The sequence below is a fragment of the Vreelandella sp. 162(4c) genome, assembly GCF_058152265.1.
Genome location: NZ_CM176981.1, coordinates 4,847,501 through 4,865,672, shown reverse-complemented (window position 1 = coordinate 4,865,672; position 18,172 = coordinate 4,847,501). Strand labels below are relative to the sequence as shown.

Here is an 18,172-nt window from a genome sequence, read left to right as displayed (position 1 = left end):
CCGCACCTCGGCATATATCGGTTCAGGTTGAACCATTACTCTCGGGCCGGTCTCCGGGCTGACGAGCGAAAGACGTCTTCATTCTTTCCGAACGACCACCTTCCCGTGCGTTAGCACAGTGGCGTCTTAGCCGTTCTTATCTCGATCACCGTTGCGGGGGCAGCGTTGGAATCACGCAAGGCGTTCACCAACTTCCCGTTTCACTAGCGGCTTTAATCCACCGCCAGCACCTGAGAGTGGGCGTAAGCTAGCAACTTGCCCAAGAGAGGTCAATTCATGATGAGCTGCTAGAGTAAAGGCAGTGCACAGAACAGGAGACGGCCATGATCGATTTCTCGGCAGCCGGTGTGCCACGCTGGTTAAAGCTGGCTTTTACACTGTGGGTCCTGGTCTGGGCACCAAGCTACGTAGTGCTGCTGGGAGCGCAGAACTTCTTTTGGCTGTGCAACGTGGCGAGTTTTCTGCTGCTGGTGGCGCTGTGGAGTGAACACCGCACCCTGATGTCGATGCAATGGCTAGCGGTGGCACTGGTCGGCAGTTTATGGAGCCTGGACGTCGCCACGGCTGCGCTCACTGGCGTGCATCCTATCGGCGGCACCGAGTATATGTTTGACCCGGAGCATCCCCCCATGGCGCGAGCCATGTCGCTCTACCACGTGGTACTGCCGCTGGTGGCTGGCATTGGCGTCGCCAAGCTGGGCTATGCGCGCCGCGCCCTACTGTGGCAGACCCTGCTGACCTGGATAGTGGTGCCGTTGAGCTACCTGCTCACCGAGGCCGAGCGCAATATCAATTGGGTGCATGGGCCCTTCGGCCAACCCCAGGACAGCCTCAACCCGTTGCTCTATCTGTTTCTACTCTCGCTACTCTGGCCCGTAATAGTCTACCTGCCAGTGCATTTGCTGATGATTGGCTGGCAGCGCTGGCGGAGCCAAGCTTAGCTAAGGAACCTCTGATTAACGTGATGAGCGCAGGCCAGACAAGGCAAAAATCAACGAAAAAGCGGAGTTTACAGGTTGTAAATGAGCATTTTGAGGCGATTTTTAACGCTGTATGGTCAAGCGCAGTAGTTAATCAGAGGTTTCTAACTACTTAACCGCCATCACCAACCCATGCCGGACATACCACACCTGTTCAGCCTGGGCAGTGGAATCCTGAATAAACCAGCCATTAAGATCGCGCAGGCGGCGCTGTTCGGGCTGCATGGGCACAATCCCACGGCCAACTTCGTTGGCAATGATGATTAACGGTGCGTTTAGCTCTTCGGCGCGCTGGCAGAGTGCTGCCATATCGCTCTGCCACTGCTGTCGCAGGGCATCGTTATCGTCACGCTCAAGCGCAGCGCCAAGCCATTCAAGCACACCTGTGAGAACAAGCGGCGTATCGGCTACGAGCGCTTGCTGGCTATCGCTGAAGGGCTTAGCAGCATCAAGCCGCCATCCGTTTGCAGTGGGAAAGCGTGCGGCTACGGCGTCACGTTTACCAGCGCAGGCACCGCCGATGAAGAGCTGCATTGCCATTCCCCTTTTCCATGGTCGTCTTGCTGATAAATAAGCTGCCAGCGCCTGCCTTGGGCTTGGAGCACGGTACCGTCCCAGAAATGAATCGTTTCAAAGCGGCGGCGCAGCTCACGAATCACGCCACCATGGGTGACGGCCAGAATCTTTTTATGGCCGTCGACGCGGCCATTCGTAGCCAGATCATGCAACCAAGCGTCTAAACGTTCACGCAGTTGGGCCGCCGATTCTCCGCCGGGAATTTGCAGCTCGCCCACGCTATCAATCCAGGCACGGTAATGGGGCAAGTCTTTCAGCTCATCGTAAACTTTGCCTTCGTACTCGCCAAAATCGAGTTCACGCAGGCGTTGCTCAAGTACAAGCGGCACGCCATCCTTGGTGACGTCAGCCCACTCCAGGGTTTGCTGGCAGCGGCTAAGATCGCTTGAATAGATAGCATCGAACCGCTCATTCGCCAGTACGTCGCGCAGTTCCAGCAACCCTGCTTCAGCATCAGGAAACAGCAGCGGAATATCCTGCTGGCCTTGATAACGGCGCTCTAAATTCCAAGCGGTGATACCGTGGCGAACTGCCACCAGCTCCACAGTAAGATCAGTAGCCAAAGCTCTCCTCCTTCGATGGTGGCGCCTACCATATCGCCGTTAATGCCGTTAAACAGTCGCAACATTAGCCAGCGGATTAGTAACACGAAAACAGTAACCGTAAGCATCATCAACACTATCGCGGGCGCTAACAGGGCTATCAGCACAATCGGCACCAGCGCTAGTGCCACATCCTGGCCGCTAAGCGACTGCTGCCAGCTCCACGCCAAGCCCTTCTGCTGGGCGCATGGCGTTAGCACCAGTAATGCAACGCCAGCCCAGCGCCCTAGCGCAGGCAGCATCAACAGCCACCACAAGGGAGCCTGATAGGCCAGCAATGCCCATAGCAGAATGCCCTTCCAGGCGAGCAAAAACACTAGCGCTAGCATTCCAAAGCTGCCAATTTGCGGGTCTTTGATGATCTCCCAGCGGCGCGCCAGGGGCTGATTGCTGCCCAGGGCATCGGCGATGTCCATCACGCCGTCCAAATGCAGCCCACCCGAGAGCGTCACCCAGAGGCTTAGCACCGTCAACGCGGTGACCGGCGCAGGAACGTTCTGCATCCCCAGCGCTACTAGCGCCAGCAAGCCCCCTATCATCAACCCCACTAATGGATAGGCGCGCACTGCCCAGCGCCGGGTATCGGGCGTCCAGGGAACGGCTATAGGAATCGGGATTCGGGTCAGAAACTGCAGCGCCAGCAACACACCGAACAAGGCATTTTTCAAACGTTTACCTCCTTCTCATGCTTACACTCCTGATGCTTCCACTTAATGGCGCAGCCTGCGACTACTTCGAGCACGGAATCGGCCTCTTGCGCTACCCAGCAGTGAGCCCGCTGTAGAAACGCCAGATAGCGCCAGGTTTCAGCATCCGTAGGCGGCAGAGCTTCGTTGATATCATTGGAGACAATCACTAGATAAAGGCTGCGCGCTCGGGCATCAGCCAGTGCGTTTACTAGCAACGCGAAGCCTTCTTCTTCGCTTAGTTTACTGGCGTACAGGACTTGGCTTGCCCATAGCGTTAAGCAATCCAGCAGCACGGCGCCACCATCAGGCACCTTGGCAATCGCTCGATCAATACGCAGCGGTGCCTCTAGCGTTTTCCATTGAACGGTGCGCCACTGCCCTTGCCTGGATTGACGATGACGCGCTACCCGCTCGACCATCTCGTCGTCATATACGTCTGCGGTGGCTAAGTAGTAACAGGGCGAACTGCCTGCTGCACTCACTGCTCGCTGCTCGGCGATATCACTTTTGCCGGAACGCGCCCCGCCGCTAACAAAGACAATCATGCAGTTCCTTTTTCCAAAACATTTTCTAAAACATGTTTCAACACGCTTATCAGCCGTCGATTAGCAGGGGCATCGCGCAGCGCTACCCGCAGCCAATCACCATTGAGCCCGGCAAAATTATGGGTATGACGCACTAAAATACCCCGGCGTAGGAGCTGCTCAAACAACGCATCACTGGTGATTGCCTGCGCGGCACAGGGCCGGATAAGAAAAAAACACGCCTGGCTGGGCACGACTTCCAGCCCTAGTTGAGCAAGCGCCTCAGCCATGCGCGAGCGCTCGCTGGCCAACCACCGCTGGGTGCGCCGGGCAAAGGCATCATCTGCCAGCAATGGTGCCACCAGTTCAGCCGCGAGGTGATTGACACTCCAAGGTGGCTGGTGAGCCTGTGCCGCTTGAACCGTGGCCGCATCCGCCAGCAGGTAGCCCAGCCGGAGCCCCGGCAGGGTATAAAATTTGGTCATTGAGTGGAGCAGCAGCAGATGCGGGTAGCGCGCCAGTAGCGGCACCAACGACGACGCTTGTGACGTCTCACCCACCATGTCGATAAAGGCTTCGTCGACCACAACGCGGCAACCCATCGCAGCGGTGTAATTCAACAGGTCTTCCATTGCTGAAATATCGATAAGCGTAGCGGTCGGATTATTGGGGCGGCATAGAAACAGCACATCAATGTCGTTAAGCCCAGCCGTTAGCGCGTCTATATCCACCGTGAAGTGCGGCGCGGGCAGCGCGATCTCACTGATTGAAAGCCGATGGGCACGGCAAGCGCGGGCATACTCGCCAAAGCTCGGGGTAATAATCGCCGCTCGCTTACCTGCATGCAGCGCGGCGGCGAGGAAAATTGCCTCAGCGCCACCGTTGGTGAGCAGTACCTGTTCGGGCTGAAGCTGGTGATGGGTGGCGATGGCCTGACGTGCAGCGGCGTAATCCGGCGCGGGGTAGCGTTCAAGACCTGCCAGTTGCTTAGCCAGCCAATCGCTAACCCACGCCGGAGGCCCCAAGGGGTTAAGGTTGGCACTAAAGTCGTCCAGGCGGTGATCGGCGGGCAAGCCGAAATGGGCCAGCAGTGTCTCGGCCTGGCCGCCATGGCTGGGCCATGGAGAGCTTGGCCATGGAGCGTTGGGCAATAGAGGAGTACTCATAGCGATCCTCGCAGCATAAACATCAATCCAACTATTACCCCAGCAAGCAGCAACATAAACAGTATCCAGGCGCCGTGCATTAAACGAAGTGTGGTGCTGATATGGGCAACACGCAGTTGCTCAAGCGGCTCGCCCAAGGTCGCACGGTGTGAGACCTCGCCTGCATAGAAATTGGTGCCGCCCAGCTGCACGCCGAGCAAACGGGCCACCATGGCTTCTGGCCAACCGGCGTTGGGACTGGGGTGGCGCGGAGCATCGCGGAAGGTGCCCCACAGTGCGCCTTGCCAACGCAATCGTACAACACCTGAAAGACTTAATAGCAAGCCTGCAAGCCATAGACACAGCGCGGTTAAGCGTGCGGGTACCCAGTTAGCTAGATCGTCTAGCTTGGCAGAGGCAAAGCCAAAATCGGCATAGCGCTGGTTTTTGTAGCCTACCATCGAATCAAGAGTATTGACTGCCTTGTAGGCCAGCGCTAGCGGCGCCCCGCCGATAAGCGCGAAAAATAGCGGCGCGGTGATGCCGTCAACGGTATTTTCCGCCACGGTTTCCACCGTGCCCCGAGTAATCTCCGCTTCGTCTAGATTTTGCGTATCGCGGCCGACAATCATCCCCAGCGCCTTGCGGGCAGCAGGCAAATCGCCTTGAGTAAGCGGTTGGATCACGGCGCGGGCCGCATCGCCCAGACCTTTGATCGCCAGCGTAGTAGAGAGCAGCCAAAGCTCGGCGATCAGCGCTAGCCCTGGGTGCAAGCGTTCCAGCAGCGCCAGCGTTAGCCCGCTAATACCCCATACACCACCGACGACAATAATGGTTAGCAGGAAGCCACTAACTTTGCGCTGCTGTGCAGTTCCACGATTCCACAGCCGCTCAAAAGCACTGATAAAGCGCCCCATCAGCACCACCGGATGTGGCAGCGAGCGCGGATCGCCAACCACTAAATCAATGGCGGTCGCGAAGATGATCAGAACAATACCGCCAAAAGTGGCGCCTGGGATCATGGTGATGCCTTATCGCTAACACCGGCATCGGTAAAGGTAGCCATTTCCGCCACCATCGCTGTCGCCGCTTGCAGCAATGGATACGCCAGCGCAGCACCACTGCCTTCACCTAGCCGCATGCCCATATCGAGCAGCGGCTTGGCCTCCAACGCTTTTAATGCCACATCATGGCCTGGCTCCTGGGAGCGATGACCAAAAATCAGATAGCCACGAACGGCGGGGCATAGACGGCAAGCGGTTAGCGCTGCGACGGTGGCAATAAAGCCATCCACAATGGCCGGTAAACGCTGGGCTGCTGCTGCCAGATAAGCACCGGTCATAGCGGCTATTTCCAGACCACCCAACTTGGCCAGCACCTCTAAAGGCACCTGAGGGTCAGCGCTGCGCGCAGCAATAGCGCGTTCAATCACCGCCACTTTGTACGCCTGCTGCTGAGGGTTAATCCCGGTTCCGGCGCCCACCACGTTTGCCACTGACTCACCCGTCAGCACCGCCAGCATTGCGCTGCTGGCAGTGGTATTGGCGATGCCCATTTCACCCACCATAATGCACTTTGCACCTGCCCTTTTTGCTCGCTTAACGGCCGCAATACCCACATCAATCGCGGCTATGGCTTGATCACATTGCATCGCGTCTTCTAACACCATATTGGCGGTGCCATGGCGCACCTTGGCGGAGGTCACCCCAAGTATTGTTAAAGGCGAAGCGACACCCACATCCACAATCTCGACCAGCGCGCTTATCTGACGGGCGAAGACATTAATCGCCGCCCCACCGTTGGCAAAATTGGCCACCATCTGGGCGGTCACTGCTTGGGGAAAGGCTGACACCCCCTCAACAGCGACCCCGTGATCGGCGGCAAACACAACCACCGCAGGCGGCATCACGCTGGGCTTGAGCTCACCGGTGATGGCGCTCAGTTGAATAGCCAGCTCTTCCAAGGCACCCAAACTACCTGGCGGCTTGGTCAACGTATCCAAGTAACGATGCGTTTCTTCACCGGCATTGAGATCAACTGACTGAATGTGGTCAACAATGGCGTGCATGCAGGCTCCAGCCCACTAGGGGTCATCAAACATTCAAAGGCAAAGCACAAAATGGTAGCAAAAGCCTGAGTGCTATACTTGCTATTTCATCAGAGGGTCTTCCACCCTGTCAGGATGTTAAGGCTTTATTTAGATATTTCGCGTGGTGTATTTGCCACCTCACATTCGAGTAATAAAACTACAAATGTGGTTTTTATTGCCGTAAAGTCTCTTATTTCGACGTCAAAAAATGTAAAATAACTACAAGCTTCACTCACCGTCTCTATCATGCAGAGGTCCCTATGCCGAGCTCAACACCTGCTACGTTAAACCCCACCGTTGCTGAGGTTACCCAGCGCATTCGTGAGCGTTCTGCTGAGCGTCGCGCCCTCTACGAGCGGCGCATGGCTGACCAGCACAAACGTGGCGTGCACCGTGCTGAGCTAAGCTGCGGTAATCTGGCCCACGGTTTCGCCGCTTGCAACCCGCGTGACAAGGGCGAACTGAAACTGATGAACAGCGCCAACCTGGGCATTATCTCGTCCTACAACGATATGCTCTCGGCGCACCAGCCGCTGGAAACCTTCCCTGAGACGATTAAAGCAGCCGCTCGGGATATGGGCTCCACCGCCCAGTTTGCCGGTGGCGTTCCGGCCATGTGTGACGGTGTCACCCAGGGCCAGCCGGGCATGGAGCTATCGCTGTTTTCCCGGGATGTGATTGCCATGGCCACCGCTGTAGGCCTCTCGCACAATATGTTTGATGCCGCGCTTTATCTGGGCGTGTGCGACAAGATCGTGCCGGGTCTGTTTATTGGCGCGGCGCGTTTTGGCCATCTGCCCGCCATGTTTGTACCCGCGGGCCCCATGCCCAGCGGCTTACCCAATAAAGAGAAGGCGCGCATTCGCCAGCTCTATGCCGAGGGCAAGGTTGGCCGTGCTGAGCTGCTCGAAGCCGAGTCTGACTCTTACCACAGCCCCGGCACCTGTACGTTCTACGGCACCGCCAACTCCAACCAGCTAATGATGGAGATGATGGGCCTACACCTGCCCGGCACTTCTTTTGTAAACCCTGGCACCGAAATGCGCGAAGCGTTGACACGCTATGCCACCGAGCAGGCGATCCGCAACACCGAACCCGGTGGCGACTACCGCCCGTTCTATAAGCAGATTGATGAGCGCGCGATTGTTAACGCCGTGGTGGGCTTGCTGGCTTCCGGTGGTTCAACCAACCACACGATGCACCTGATCGCCATGGCCGCCGCTGCGGGCATTACCCTCAACTGGGACGACTTCACCGACCTTTCGGCGGTCACCCCCAGTCTGATGCGGGTTTACCCCAACGGCCAGGCAGATATCAACCACTTCCAAGCAGCGGGCGGCATGAGTTACCTGTTCCGCGAACTGCTGGGCGCGGGCTTGATTCACGGCGATATTCCCACCGTATTCGGCACCGACCTAACCGCCTACACCCAAGAGCCGTTCCTTGAAGATGGCAAAATCGTTTGGCACGAAGGCCCCGAAAAAAGCCTTGATGAAGACGTGCTCAGCCCGGTAGCGACACCGTTCGCGCCGACGGGTGGCTTGACGGTCATGAAAGGCAATCTGGGTCGCGGTGTGATCAAAGTCTCCGCAGTGACGGAAGAGCATCGCGTGGTAGAAGCGCCGGTGAAGATCTTCGAAGATCAAAACGAAATGAAAGCCTCCTTCGAATCCGGCGACTTGGATCGCGACGTGATTGTGGTGGTTCGCTTCCAGGGACCCAAAGCCAACGGCATGCCCGAGCTGCATAAGCTAACCCCCTTCCTGGGCGTACTGCAGGATCGTGGCTTTAAAGTGGCACTGGTCACCGATGGCCGCATGTCGGGTGCATCAGGCAAAGTACCCGCCTCCATTCACATGAGCCCCGAAGCCCTGGACGGCGGCCCGCTGGCCAAACTGCGTGATGGCGATATTGTACGTCTGGATGCCAACGCCGGTACGCTCGAAGCCAAAGTCGACCCCGCCACCTGGGCTAAACGGGAACTGGCCATTGGCAACCTGGATCACTACCACGTGGGCTTGGGTCGCGAGCTGTTTGGGGGCTTCCGCCACCTGGCCATGCGCGGTGAAGAAGGCGCTGGTGTATTCGGTGGCTTTGAAGCCGATGATCTCGCCCGTCAGCAGGGGCAAATCTCAGAAGAGGATGCCTGATGCGACCGGCACTCATCGGCGATATCGGGGGAACCAACGCACGCTTGGCGCTGGTCTCTCCCGGTGAAATAACCCCGCACGATATATTGAACCTACCCTGCGCCGACTACCCTGGCGTCGTGGAAGCGGTGCAGGATTATCTGGGGCGCGTGGGCGCCACCGGTGACAACGCGCCCCAAGAGGCGTGTTTAGCCTTCGCCTGCCCCGTTCACGCTGAACGGGTCAAAATGACCAATAACCATTGGGATTTTTTGAAAAGTGACGTTCAGCAACAGTTGAATCTAGCGCTATTCAAGGTCATAAACGATTTTACCGCCCAGGCGCTGGGCGTTCCCCATGTGGCATCCAGTGATTTGGTCGAAGTTCAGCCGGGGCAAACCCAGGCACACTCCACACGCTTAATTATCGGCCCAGGCACTGGGCTGGGCGTTGCCGGGGTATTTCCTGGACAACACGCCTGGATTCCGCTGCCCACCGAAGGCGGACACGTCACCTTTGCCCCCACGGACAGTACCGAGCAGGCACTGCTGGATGTATTTCTGCAGCGCCACAAACGGGTGAGCGTAGAACGCATCTTATGCGGTCAGGGTTTATTGGAGCTTTACCAAGCCTACTCCACCCTTGAAGGAATTGAGCCGCACTTAACTAGCCCAGCCGAGGTGACCACAGCGGCCAATGAAGGCGATAGCCTCGCCACTACTGCCCTGCTGCGCTTTCTAAAAATTCTTGGCGATGTGTGCGGCGACGCCACCCTTACCATGGGCGCAAGGGGCGGAGTTTATCTATGCGGTGGTATTCTCCCGCGCTTGCTTGAGTGGCTGCCAAAAAGCGAGCTGCGCGCCGCCTTTGTCAATAAAGGCCGTATGGGCGCCTATAACGCTGACATCCCCGTGTGGGTGGTAACTGCGCCCTGGACAGGGCTGTTAGGTGCCGCCGAAGCACTGCATAACGAAGAGGTTTTCTGATCACAACTTCTAACAACATCAATACGGAACCTGCTATGCCCGCCGCCACCTTTGATGTGCCGTTTTTACTTGGCATGATGCGTCTGCACGAAACACCCGCCATGCACGAGCCCGAGCGATTAGCAGAATGGATCGAAGCGCGCCTGGAGCAGTGCCTTAACTGGTTTGACCATGCGGACATTTACGGCAGCGGCCAAGGGGAGACGCTTTTTGGCGCCGCGCTACGGGCGCGCCCTGCCCTGGCTCAGCGGGTTAATGTCGTCACTAAAGCGAGTATCGCTAACGACAACCCCGCCCCCGGTTCGGGTAAGGTAAAGCACTACAACGCTAGCCCTGCTTATCTTAATAGTGCCATTGATGCCTCACTTGTGCGTTTGAATGTCGAACGCCTCGACCATTTCCTGATTCATCGTCCCGATCTGCTGATGAACGCAGAAGCGACCGGCCGCGCGCTGGACGACGCCATTGAAGCAGGCAAAATTGGCGCTGCAGGGGTTTCCAACCACCTGCCCAGCCAGTGGCGGCGCTTGCAGGGCGCCATGCATCACCGCTTATCAGCCAACCAAATCGAGCTCTCGATTACCCACACAACGCCGCTGTTTGACGGCAGCTTTGATGAACTATGTGCCGATGACCACGCCCCCATGGCGTGGTCGCCTCTGGCAGGCGGGCAACTGATGCAAGGCGCCGTTGGCGAATGTTTGGCTAAGTGGGCGACAAAGCTTGATAGCTCCCCCAGCGCTTTAGCGCTGGCATGGCTGCGTAGTCTTCCTAACTCGCCAGTACCGGTGATTGGCAGCATTAAACCTGACCGAATCAGCGACATGCTAAAGGGCCCTGCCACGCTACCCCGAGAAGTGTGGTATGAATTGCTGGAAGCCGCCCGCGGCCACTGCGTGGCATAAACCCGTCTTTGCAAACAATTACACTAAGGAGCCAATAATGACGCCAGTTATCGCGTTTGGGGAAGCGCTGGTTGATATGCTCTCCAGCCGTTTAGGGGCGGCTACAGATGCCCAGGAAACCTTTACTCCCTACGCCGGTGGCGCTCCCGCGAACGTGGCGGTCGCATGCGCCCGCCTGGGTGTTCCTAGCCAGTTTTTAGGTATGGTAGGCGACGATACCTTTGGGCATTTTTTGGTGCGTGAGCTCAATAGCCACGGTGTAGACACCAGCGGCATTGTGTACACCCAGCAATCCCGTACGGCGCTGGCGTTCGTTTCCCGGGATGACGTGGGCGAACGCACTTTTGATTTCTATCGCCCGCCCGCTGCTGACCTGCTTTATCGCCTTGAGCATTTACCCCATGGCGTATTCGAGAACCCTGCCATTCTGCACTTGTGCAGTAACAGCCTAACCGACCCAGAGATCGCCGACGTTACCCTGGCGATGGCCACCATGGCCAAGCGCGCAGGCTGCCTGGTCAGTGTAGATGCCAACCTACGCCACAACCTGTGGCCCGGCGGCGAAGCCGATGCCAGCTTAGTCACACAGCTGCTAGACGGCGCTGAGCTGCTCAAGCTCTCCCAGGAAGAGCTCGACTACTTGCGCGCCGATCATCCTGCAGAATCGTGGCTTTCAGAGCGGCTTGCCGCAGGTGTAAAAGTTATTTTGATTACCGACGGCCCCAATGATGTCGTAATCAAAGGCGTCGGCATCGACCAGCGCATTGCGCCACCCAAAGTGGAAGCGGTCGACACCACCGCCGGGGGCGACGCCTTTATTGGCGGGCTGTTGGCGGAGCTCTCGGCCCACGGCATCAATGAACACTGGCAGAGCGATACGGATTTTCTACTCAGCGCAGTGAATACCGCCTGCCGCTGTGGCGCCCATGCGGTCACCCGGCCAGGCGCTTACGCAGCGCTGCCAACGCGAGCGGATATTATTGGCTAACTAAGTAGAGCTATAACCCATTAACAAATGGCGCGCCCCACGCAGGCGCGCTTTTTTTATGCTTCTTAGGGGTCGACTCGTCGCCAATCTAATTCGGACTTTTGTCTAAAGCGGCTCGCTTGTGGAAATGTCAGACATTTACTAGACTAGGGTTTATCCAATAAAGAACAAGAGATGACCGATGACGCTGGACGCTCTACCGCCCCACCAGGGTGGCGCTGAACAGTTAGCCCGTTTACTCGCCCAAGCACTGCTGGCAGGCCATTGGCAGCCAGGTGATGTTTTCCCCCGTGAGCTGGATATCGGTAAACACTTTGCCGTTAGCCGTAACCAAGTGCGTAACGCACTCACCAGCCTCACCGCTGCGGGTTTATTAGAGCGCACCGCGGGCCGTGGCACGCTGGTTCGCGAGATGGGCGATTGGCATCTACTCGACCCACTGATGAGCGAATGGATGACCGGGCTGGTCAACCTTGACCCACAGTTGGTAAGGGCTATTTACGCCTTTCGTTTTTCTGCTGAACCGGTGGTCGCAGGACTCGCTGCTCAGGCAGCTCAGGCTGAAGACATAGAACGTCTGGAGAGCGCCTATGCAGGCATGGAGAGCAGCGCAGGCAGTGTTGAAGCGCGTGCTGAGCATGCCGAGTACGATGTCGCCTTTCACGACGCCACCTACCGGGCCAGCCACAATTTAGTCTGGCGGCAAATGGGCCATTTATTGCGCCCTTCGATCATGGCGCTAATACATCGCTCGCAACACCGCACGGACACCCTGGACGACAGTCTCGCGCGCCACCGCCAGGTACTTGACGCTATCCGCAGCCACGATGCCAGCGCCGCAGAAACCGCCGCGAGAGAAGTGCTGCGCCGCACGGCCATCGACCTTGGCATCGTCAGCTAACAATTACTCAATGAATACTATCTATTCAGAAGGATGACTGAACATGAAAATTACCAAACTCAAGACCTGGCAAGTCCCCCCGCGCTGGCTGTTTCTCAAGATCGAGACCGATGAAGGCTGTTACGGCTGGGGTGAACCGGTAATTGAAGGCCGCGCGGCAACCGTTGAAGCCGCCGTACACGAGCTTTCCGACTACTTGATCGGCCAAGACCCGCACCGCATCGAGCATCTTTGGAACATCATGTATCGCGCCGGTTTTTATCGCGGCGGGCCGATTCTGATGAGTGCGATTGCCGGTATTGACCAGGCGCTGTGGGATCTTAAAGGTCGCGACCTGGGTGTGCCCGTTCATCAGTTGTTAGGCGGTGCCGTGCGCGACAAAATGCGCATGTATGCCTGGACGGGTGGCGACCGCCCAAGCGACGTAGGCGCGGGTGCCAAAGCGCTGGTCGACAAAGGCTTCACGGCTTTTAAAATGAACGGCACCCCCGAGCTGCAAATCGTCGACTCACACCGCAAGGTCGATGAAGCCGTTGCCCGAGTGGCAGAAGCCCGCAACGCCGTTGGGCCAGATGTAGGCATCGGCATCGACTTTCATGGCCGCGTGCACCGCCCTATGGCCAAAGCACTGCTGCGCGAGCTAGAACCCTTTCACCCCATGTTTGTGGAAGAGCCGGTCGCCCCTGAACATCTGCCCTGCTTGAAAGATATTGCCGGTGGTTTGGGCTACCCATTGGCAACTGGCGAGCGGCTGCATACCCGCTTCCAGTTCCGGGATTTGCTGGCCGACGGCATGATCGACATTATCCAGCCGGATATTTCCCACTGTGGCGGCATTAGCGAAGGTCTCAAAATCGCCGCCCTGGCCTCCGCTTATGACGTCGCCTTAGCGCCCCACTGCCCGCTCGGCCCGTTAACCCTGGCCGCCTCTTTACAGCTGGATGCGGTCAGCCACAACGCCTTTATCCAAGAGCAGAGCATGGGCATTCACTACAACCAGGGCAACGACGTCCTCGATTACCTGGTCGATAAATCCGCCCTCGCCATTGAAGACGGATTCTGCGCCATTCCCCAAGGCCCAGGCCTGGGTGTCGAGATCAACGAGGAGTTCGTTGAGGAGCGCGCCAAGGTGGGCCACCGCTGGCGCAACCCGGTCTGGACTCATGAAGATGGCTCTATTGCGGAGTGGTAAGCCATGGGATCAACCGAGATGAGTGAAACACCTGACATTGCAGGTCAATTAACCTGGATTGCCGTTGACTGGGGCTCCAGCAATCTGCGCGCCTGGGGGCTGGATCAACACGACCAAGTGATTGCCCAAGCCAGTAGTGACAAGGGCATGCTGTCGCTAAAGGCCGACAAGTACGAAGCCGAGCTGCTGCGATTGGTGGGCGATTGGCTACCCACCACCGGTACGACGAAGGTGATGGTGTGCGGTATGGCAGGCGCTCGCCAGGGCTGGTTGGAAGCCGCCTATTTGCCGGTACCCACGCGGCTTGACCAGCTTAGCCAAGGCGCAGTGACGCCAACGCTTACGGGTGACCAGCTAGGTGTTTACCTGCTGCCTGGTTTAAGCCAAACCCGCGGTACCGCGACTCACTTTGATGTGATGCGCGGTGAAGAGACTCAGTTGGCGGGGCTCGTCGCTGATTCGCCAGATTTTACTGGCCTCGCCTGCCTGCCCGGCACTCACGCCAAATGGGCAACCCTGGAGGTGGGCGCAGTGAGCGGGTTTTCGACCTACCTGACCGGCGAGCTTTACCAACTGCTCGCCAACCAGTCGGTGCTGAAGCATTCCGTTTTATCACCTTCAGCGGCAAGGGATGATCTTAACGATGCAGCTTGCCGTGAGGCTTTTATTTCGGCCGTCAGCGAGATTCATCAAGCCCCCGAAACCTTTAGTAGCCGCCTGTTCGGGCTGCGCGCGCAAGATTTACTCGATGGCCGGCTACCTGCTGGCGACACGCGCGGGGCCGTTCTTGCGGCCAGGCTCTCTGGGCTCGCCATTGGCCTTGAGCTTGCTGGCGCCTGCCGTGAGTGCCCCAGCGATAAGCCAATCATGCTGATTGGCAACCAAGCGCTTAGTCAGCGCTACACGTTGGCACTCAATGCGATCGGCTATCAGACACAACATGTGGATGGCGACACCGCCGTCTTAGCAGGCCTGCGCCTCGCCCATCGCGCGTTAAAATAAATTAAGCATGGAGAAATTGGCTATGTCGCTGCCACTGATTGGAATTTTACGCGGTGTAACGCCTGATGAGGCCGTGGATGTCGCGGAAGCGGTGCTGGCCGCGGGTATCACCCAGATTGAGGTACCGCTTAACTCACCCAACCCGCTGGAGAGCATTCGCCGCTTGGTCGACGCATTTGGTGAGCGTGCGGTCATTGGTGCGGGTACGGTGCTCACTCCGGCTCAGGTGCGTGAAGTTCACGCTGCTGGTGGACGCCTAATCGTTTCTCCCAACTGTCGGCCAGCGGTGATTGAAGAAACCCATAAGCTCGGCATGGCCAGCTGGCCGGGTATTGTGACGCCTTCTGAGGCCTTCGATGCGCTGGATGCAGGCGCCACCGGGCTTAAACTCTTCCCCGCAGTGCAGGTAGGATTAGAAGGAATGAAAGCAGTACGCGCCGTGCTTCCGGCAGGCACGCTTTTGTATGCCGTCGGCGGCGCTGGAGTCGATAATTTCGCCGAATGGCGCGCAGCGGGTGTCGATGGTGCAGGTCTGGGTAGCGCATTATACAAACCTGGCCAAAGCGCCTCTCAGGTGGGAAAACAGGCTCAAGCCCTCGTCGATGCCTGGTTAGCGGGAGAACAATAAGGAGAACCAACAATAATGAATACCGATATGAGTGTTTCAACGTGGCAGGCCGAGTTAGCTGTCGATTGCCGCTGCTCACTGGGTGAAGGCCCGCAGTGGGACGCCAAAAATCAGCGCCTTTATTGGTGCGACATTCTGGAAAAACAGCTGCACTGGCTATCCCCCGCCACCGGGGAAAGCGGCCACTATCAGCTCGATCATCGGGTGTCTCTGGCAGCGCCCCTTGCTGAAGGTGGCCTGTTGTTAGTCGGTGAAGACCGTTTAAGCCGCTTCAACCCAAGCAGCGGCAGTATCGAAAAGCTGAGTGATTTCGAGGCCGATAACCCTATCACCCGCAGCAATGACGCACGCATTGATCGCCACGGCAGCCTGTGGCTCTCCAGCATGGGGAAAAGCGCTGAAAGAAACGCTGGAAGCCTTTACCGCCTGCATCGCGGCGAGCTCTCGCGGCTGCGTTCAGGCCTGACGATTCCCAATGCCATCTGCTTCTCCGCAGATGGCGAGTTCGCGTGGTTTACCGACACCGTGACGGGTGTAGTGATGCGCTGGGCGCTGGATAGCGACGGCTGGCCGCAAGGCGAGCCGCAGCCTTGGGCAGACTTTTTCTCCAGCCAAGGTAATCCGGATGGTGCGGTAATGGATAGCGAAGGCTGCCTATGGCTAGCGCTATGGGGGGCTGGGCAGGTCGTTCGCCTGGATCCTAACGGTGAAATAATAGGCCGCGTCGAGCTGCCGGTCAGCCAACCCTCCTGCCCGGCATTTGCCGGCCCTGATCTGAAAACGCTGTATATCACCACGGCGCAAGAGGGATTCAGTGCTGAGCATCTGGCCCAAGAGCCCACCGCAGGCTCGCTCTATGTGGTCGAAACCGGCATCAAAGGCCTAGCCGAACCGCCGCTACGTCTGGCATAACTCTCCCACGAACCTCCCAGCAAAAGGCCCCACTAGCGGATACTAGCGGGGCCTTTCTGTTACGGCTTCACCTATTACCTACAAGGCGGGCAATCAGCCAGCAAAGCTAATATACATAACGATCACTAACACGACCAAAACGATACCGGCGGGTACCGCCCCTTTCCAGGGTGTTAGATCCACATCGCCGCTGTGCTCCTGAATCCAGTCGGTTTCCCTTGGGCGCACCTTGCCGATAATCAGCATCACCGCCACCAGTAATACAAAGACCAGCGCCACGAAGTGGAACTCGTGCATGATCTGCGGCAGCAGTGTAAACGGTGGCACAAAGTAACCGGCGGCGATCAATAAGCAGCCGCCGATCAGGGCGATTTTGGCCGCCATTGGCGGAACACGTTTGGTTAGCAGCCCGACCAGCACCACGGCAAGAATCGGAATAAAGTAAATCGCGTTCATCTTCTGCAGGTAGCCAAACAGGCTCTCCTGACCTGCCAGCAGTGGCGCAATGATCATGGTGAGAATGGCCATGATCCAGCCAAACACTTTACCCGACTTAACCACCTGCTCTTCCGTGGCCTCTTTATTCAGCACCCCTTTATAGATGCCCAGGCTGAAAATCGTGGTAGTGCTGTTAAGCGCTGAGTTAAACGACGACAGGATCGCACCGACCATCACCGCAGCGAAAAACCCGGTGAGGTACGGCGGCAGTACGTTAAAAACCAAATGACCATAGGCTTCATCGGCACGCACGCCCTGATCGGCATAAAGGTGATAAGCAATGATGCCAGGCAGTACTAGGTAGAGCGGTCCCAGCAGCTTGAAGAGACCGGTCAGCAGCACGCCCTTCTGACCTTCGGCAAGGTTTTTGGCTGCAAAGGTACGCTGAATAATCTGCTGGTTGGTGCTCCAGTAGAACAGGTTAATCAGGAAAACGCCGGTAAACAGGGTAAAGAACGGCACCTGCTGATCAGCACCACCAATCGAATTCAGCTTATCCGGGTCGCTCTCTTTGAGGATGTTCCAACCCTCCATGATGCCGCTGCCGTCACTCACGGCCTGCAGGCCGAAATAGACGATCACAAAACCGCCGATCAGGAGGCCAACACCGTTGAGCGTGTCGGATACTGCAACCGTGCGCAGGCCACCAAACAGGGCATACACGGAACCGATAATACCGACGATCCACACCGTTAGCCAAAGCAGCGTCGTCGAAGACTCAATGCCGGTTAATCCCTGTAGATCGAGCATGCCCTGCAGGCCGATGGCACCTGAATAGAGAATGATCGGTAGCAGAATCACCGCGTAAGCAATCAAGAAGATGATATTGGTGATTAGCTGAGTCGTTTTATCGAAACGAATTTCGAGAAGCTGCGGCAGCGTGGCAATACCACTTTTCAAAAACCGCGGAAGGAAGAATAGCGCCAACGCCACTAGGGCGATAACCGCGACCACTTCCCAGGCCATTACGCTTAAACCATCAGAAAAGGCCGCCCCATTGAGCCCCACCATTTGCTCGGTGGAGAGGTTGGTCATCAATAGAGAGCCGGCAATCAGCGGGAAGGTTAGCGTACGTCCGGCAAGAAAGTAGCCGCTGGTGCTTGAGTGGTCATCTCGGCGGGTGATCCGCCAAGTGATAAAGGCGACAAGCCCTGTAAAAAACAGGAAGGACGCCAAGGTCAACGCGTGCATTTTGACTCACCTCATCATCATTGTAAGTGGCACGCACCTTTATGTATGCGCGAATAGCGAAATGTCAGACAAATCTTGCCGTCATTTTAATTGAGCTGAATATAGCCCGTTATACGTCTTTGGTCGTACGCAGGCGGTTACGATACGCGAATGACAAAACTTCACTATAAAAAAACCCTAGTAATGGTTAAAACCATAACTAGGGTATGCATTTATGCGGCCCGCGACGGGTTGC

18 protein-coding genes and 1 riboswitch are annotated in these 18,172 nt (G+C 57.3%); of the genes, 10 read left to right on the top strand and 8 right to left on the bottom strand.

Annotated features, from left to right (window positions below; all coding sequences use genetic code 11):
- Positions 1 to 27: 27 nt before the first annotated feature.
- Positions 28 to 249, bottom strand: a riboswitch (cobalamin riboswitch).
- Between the two features lie 74 nt (positions 250 to 323).
- Positions 324 to 941: a hypothetical protein gene (locus AC4EYZ_RS22345; RefSeq protein ID WP_027957626.1), complete on the top strand. Its 618-nt coding sequence runs from the start codon at positions 324 to 326 to the stop codon at positions 939 to 941.
- 147 nt (positions 942 to 1,088) lie between these two features.
- Here the strand turns inward: AC4EYZ_RS22345 and AC4EYZ_RS22340 are convergent, their stop codons facing one another.
- Genes AC4EYZ_RS22340 through cobT form a run of 7 tightly spaced genes read right to left on the bottom strand, consistent with a single transcriptional unit; the run spans position 1,089 to position 6,584 of the window.
- Positions 1,089 to 1,514, bottom strand: coding sequence for a bifunctional adenosylcobinamide kinase/adenosylcobinamide-phosphate guanylyltransferase (locus AC4EYZ_RS22340; protein ID WP_474191888.1), 426 nt, complete (start codon positions 1,512 to 1,514; stop codon positions 1,089 to 1,091).
- The gene (locus AC4EYZ_RS22335; protein WP_474191887.1) at positions 1,466 to 2,119 is read right to left on the bottom strand and encodes a histidine phosphatase family protein; all 654 of its coding nucleotides are present in this window, start codon (positions 2,117 to 2,119) and stop codon (positions 1,466 to 1,468) included. Before AC4EYZ_RS22335 ends, AC4EYZ_RS22340 begins: the two co-directional genes overlap by 49 nt.
- Positions 2,056 to 2,826, bottom strand: coding sequence for an adenosylcobinamide-GDP ribazoletransferase (gene cobS / locus AC4EYZ_RS22330; RefSeq protein WP_474191886.1), 771 nt, complete (start codon positions 2,824 to 2,826; stop codon positions 2,056 to 2,058). Before cobS ends, AC4EYZ_RS22335 begins: the two co-directional genes overlap by 64 nt.
- Positions 2,823 to 3,392: a bifunctional adenosylcobinamide kinase/adenosylcobinamide-phosphate guanylyltransferase gene (locus tag AC4EYZ_RS22325; protein WP_474191885.1), complete on the bottom strand. Its 570-nt coding sequence runs from the start codon at positions 3,390 to 3,392 to the stop codon at positions 2,823 to 2,825. Before AC4EYZ_RS22325 ends, cobS begins: the two co-directional genes overlap by 4 nt.
- Positions 3,389 to 4,537, bottom strand: a complete 1,149-nt coding sequence (gene cobD, locus AC4EYZ_RS22320; protein WP_190373041.1) for a threonine-phosphate decarboxylase CobD — start codon at positions 4,535 to 4,537, stop codon at positions 3,389 to 3,391. The genes AC4EYZ_RS22325 and cobD overlap by 4 nt, the downstream gene beginning before the upstream one ends.
- Positions 4,534 to 5,538: an adenosylcobinamide-phosphate synthase CbiB gene (gene cbiB, locus AC4EYZ_RS22315; RefSeq protein WP_427769815.1), complete on the bottom strand. Its 1,005-nt coding sequence runs from the start codon at positions 5,536 to 5,538 to the stop codon at positions 4,534 to 4,536. The genes cobD and cbiB overlap by 4 nt, the downstream gene beginning before the upstream one ends.
- Positions 5,535 to 6,584 (bottom strand): nicotinate-nucleotide--dimethylbenzimidazole phosphoribosyltransferase, encoded by a 1,050-nt coding sequence (cobT, locus tag AC4EYZ_RS22310; RefSeq protein ID WP_474191884.1) that lies wholly within the window; start codon positions 6,582 to 6,584, stop codon positions 5,535 to 5,537. The genes cbiB and cobT overlap by 4 nt, the downstream gene beginning before the upstream one ends.
- A 281-nt stretch (positions 6,585 to 6,865) precedes the next feature.
- On the opposite strand from cobT, the gene edd reads away from it, so the two are divergent.
- The 9 genes from edd (at position 6,866) to AC4EYZ_RS22265 (ending at position 16,248) form a co-directional block, all read left to right on the top strand.
- Entirely contained in the window at positions 6,866 to 8,755 is a 1,890-nt protein-coding gene (gene edd, locus AC4EYZ_RS22305; protein WP_474191883.1) for a phosphogluconate dehydratase, read from the top strand.
- Positions 8,755 to 9,720: a glucokinase gene (gene glk, locus AC4EYZ_RS22300; RefSeq protein ID WP_474191882.1), complete on the top strand. Its 966-nt coding sequence runs from the start codon at positions 8,755 to 8,757 to the stop codon at positions 9,718 to 9,720. Before edd ends, glk begins: the two co-directional genes overlap by 1 nt.
- 35 nt (positions 9,721 to 9,755) lie before the next feature.
- Entirely contained in the window at positions 9,756 to 10,625 is an 870-nt protein-coding gene (locus tag AC4EYZ_RS22295) for an aldo/keto reductase (protein ID WP_039859176.1), read from the top strand.
- 37 nt (positions 10,626 to 10,662) lie between these two features.
- The gene (locus AC4EYZ_RS22290; protein WP_474191881.1) at positions 10,663 to 11,613 is read left to right on the top strand and encodes a carbohydrate kinase family protein; all 951 of its coding nucleotides are present in this window, start codon (positions 10,663 to 10,665) and stop codon (positions 11,611 to 11,613) included.
- A 181-nt stretch (positions 11,614 to 11,794) separates the two neighbouring features.
- The gene (locus AC4EYZ_RS22285; protein WP_190373037.1) at positions 11,795 to 12,514 is read left to right on the top strand and encodes a FadR/GntR family transcriptional regulator; all 720 of its coding nucleotides are present in this window, start codon (positions 11,795 to 11,797) and stop codon (positions 12,512 to 12,514) included.
- Between the two features lie 43 nt (positions 12,515 to 12,557).
- Positions 12,558 to 13,706, top strand: coding sequence for a galactonate dehydratase (gene dgoD, locus AC4EYZ_RS22280; protein ID WP_009287071.1), 1,149 nt, complete (start codon positions 12,558 to 12,560; stop codon positions 13,704 to 13,706).
- Positions 13,707 to 13,709: 3 nt separating this feature from the next.
- Entirely contained in the window at positions 13,710 to 14,708 is a 999-nt protein-coding gene (locus AC4EYZ_RS22275) for a 2-dehydro-3-deoxygalactonokinase (protein ID WP_490204025.1), read from the top strand.
- Between the two features lie 7 nt (positions 14,709 to 14,715).
- A complete protein-coding gene (locus AC4EYZ_RS22270; RefSeq protein ID WP_258955969.1) occupies positions 14,716 to 15,336 on the top strand; it encodes a 2-dehydro-3-deoxy-6-phosphogalactonate aldolase in 621 nt (206 codons plus the stop codon).
- Positions 15,337 to 15,351: 15 nt separating this feature from the next.
- Positions 15,352 to 16,248 (top strand): SMP-30/gluconolactonase/LRE family protein, encoded by an 897-nt coding sequence (locus AC4EYZ_RS22265; RefSeq protein ID WP_474192758.1) that lies wholly within the window; start codon positions 15,352 to 15,354, stop codon positions 16,246 to 16,248.
- Between the two features lie 93 nt (positions 16,249 to 16,341).
- Here AC4EYZ_RS22265 and AC4EYZ_RS22260 read toward each other — a convergent pair whose 3' ends face one another.
- Positions 16,342 to 17,937, bottom strand: coding sequence for a solute:sodium symporter family transporter (locus AC4EYZ_RS22260; protein ID WP_009287074.1), 1,596 nt, complete (start codon positions 17,935 to 17,937; stop codon positions 16,342 to 16,344).
- Positions 17,938 to 18,172: the final 235 nt, after the last annotated feature.

Bases quoted from the DNA above. Each gene is read 5' to 3' on its own strand.
- AC4EYZ_RS22265 (WP_474192758.1), top strand. From the start codon at position 15,352: ATGAATACCGATATGAGTGTTTCAACGTGGCAGGCCGAGTTAGCTGTC.
- cbiB (WP_427769815.1), bottom strand. From the start codon at position 5,538: ATGATCCCAGGCGCCACTTTTGGCGGTATTGTTCTGATCATCTTCGCG.
- AC4EYZ_RS22270 (WP_258955969.1), top strand. From the start codon at position 14,716: ATGGAGAAATTGGCTATGTCGCTGCCACTGATTGGAATTTTACGCGGT.
- AC4EYZ_RS22260 (WP_009287074.1), bottom strand. From the start codon at position 17,937: ATGCACGCGTTGACCTTGGCGTCCTTCCTGTTTTTTACAGGGCTTGTC.
- AC4EYZ_RS22290 (WP_474191881.1), top strand. From the start codon at position 10,663: ATGACGCCAGTTATCGCGTTTGGGGAAGCGCTGGTTGATATGCTCTCC.
- AC4EYZ_RS22340 (WP_474191888.1), bottom strand. From the start codon at position 1,514: ATGCAGCTCTTCATCGGCGGTGCCTGCGCTGGTAAACGTGACGCCGTA.
- AC4EYZ_RS22275 (WP_490204025.1), top strand. From the start codon at position 13,710: ATGGGATCAACCGAGATGAGTGAAACACCTGACATTGCAGGTCAATTA.
- edd (WP_474191883.1), top strand. From the start codon at position 6,866: ATGCCGAGCTCAACACCTGCTACGTTAAACCCCACCGTTGCTGAGGTT.
- AC4EYZ_RS22285 (WP_190373037.1), top strand. From the start codon at position 11,795: ATGACGCTGGACGCTCTACCGCCCCACCAGGGTGGCGCTGAACAGTTA.
- dgoD (WP_009287071.1), top strand. From the start codon at position 12,558: ATGAAAATTACCAAACTCAAGACCTGGCAAGTCCCCCCGCGCTGGCTG.
- cobD (WP_190373041.1), bottom strand. From the start codon at position 4,537: ATGAGTACTCCTCTATTGCCCAACGCTCCATGGCCAAGCTCTCCATGG.
- AC4EYZ_RS22295 (WP_039859176.1), top strand. From the start codon at position 9,756: ATGCCCGCCGCCACCTTTGATGTGCCGTTTTTACTTGGCATGATGCGT.
- AC4EYZ_RS22345 (WP_027957626.1), top strand. From the start codon at position 324: ATGATCGATTTCTCGGCAGCCGGTGTGCCACGCTGGTTAAAGCTGGCT.
- AC4EYZ_RS22325 (WP_474191885.1), bottom strand. From the start codon at position 3,392: ATGATTGTCTTTGTTAGCGGCGGGGCGCGTTCCGGCAAAAGTGATATC.
- glk (WP_474191882.1), top strand. From the start codon at position 8,755: ATGCGACCGGCACTCATCGGCGATATCGGGGGAACCAACGCACGCTTG.
- cobT (WP_474191884.1), bottom strand. From the start codon at position 6,584: ATGCACGCCATTGTTGACCACATTCAGTCAGTTGATCTCAATGCCGGT.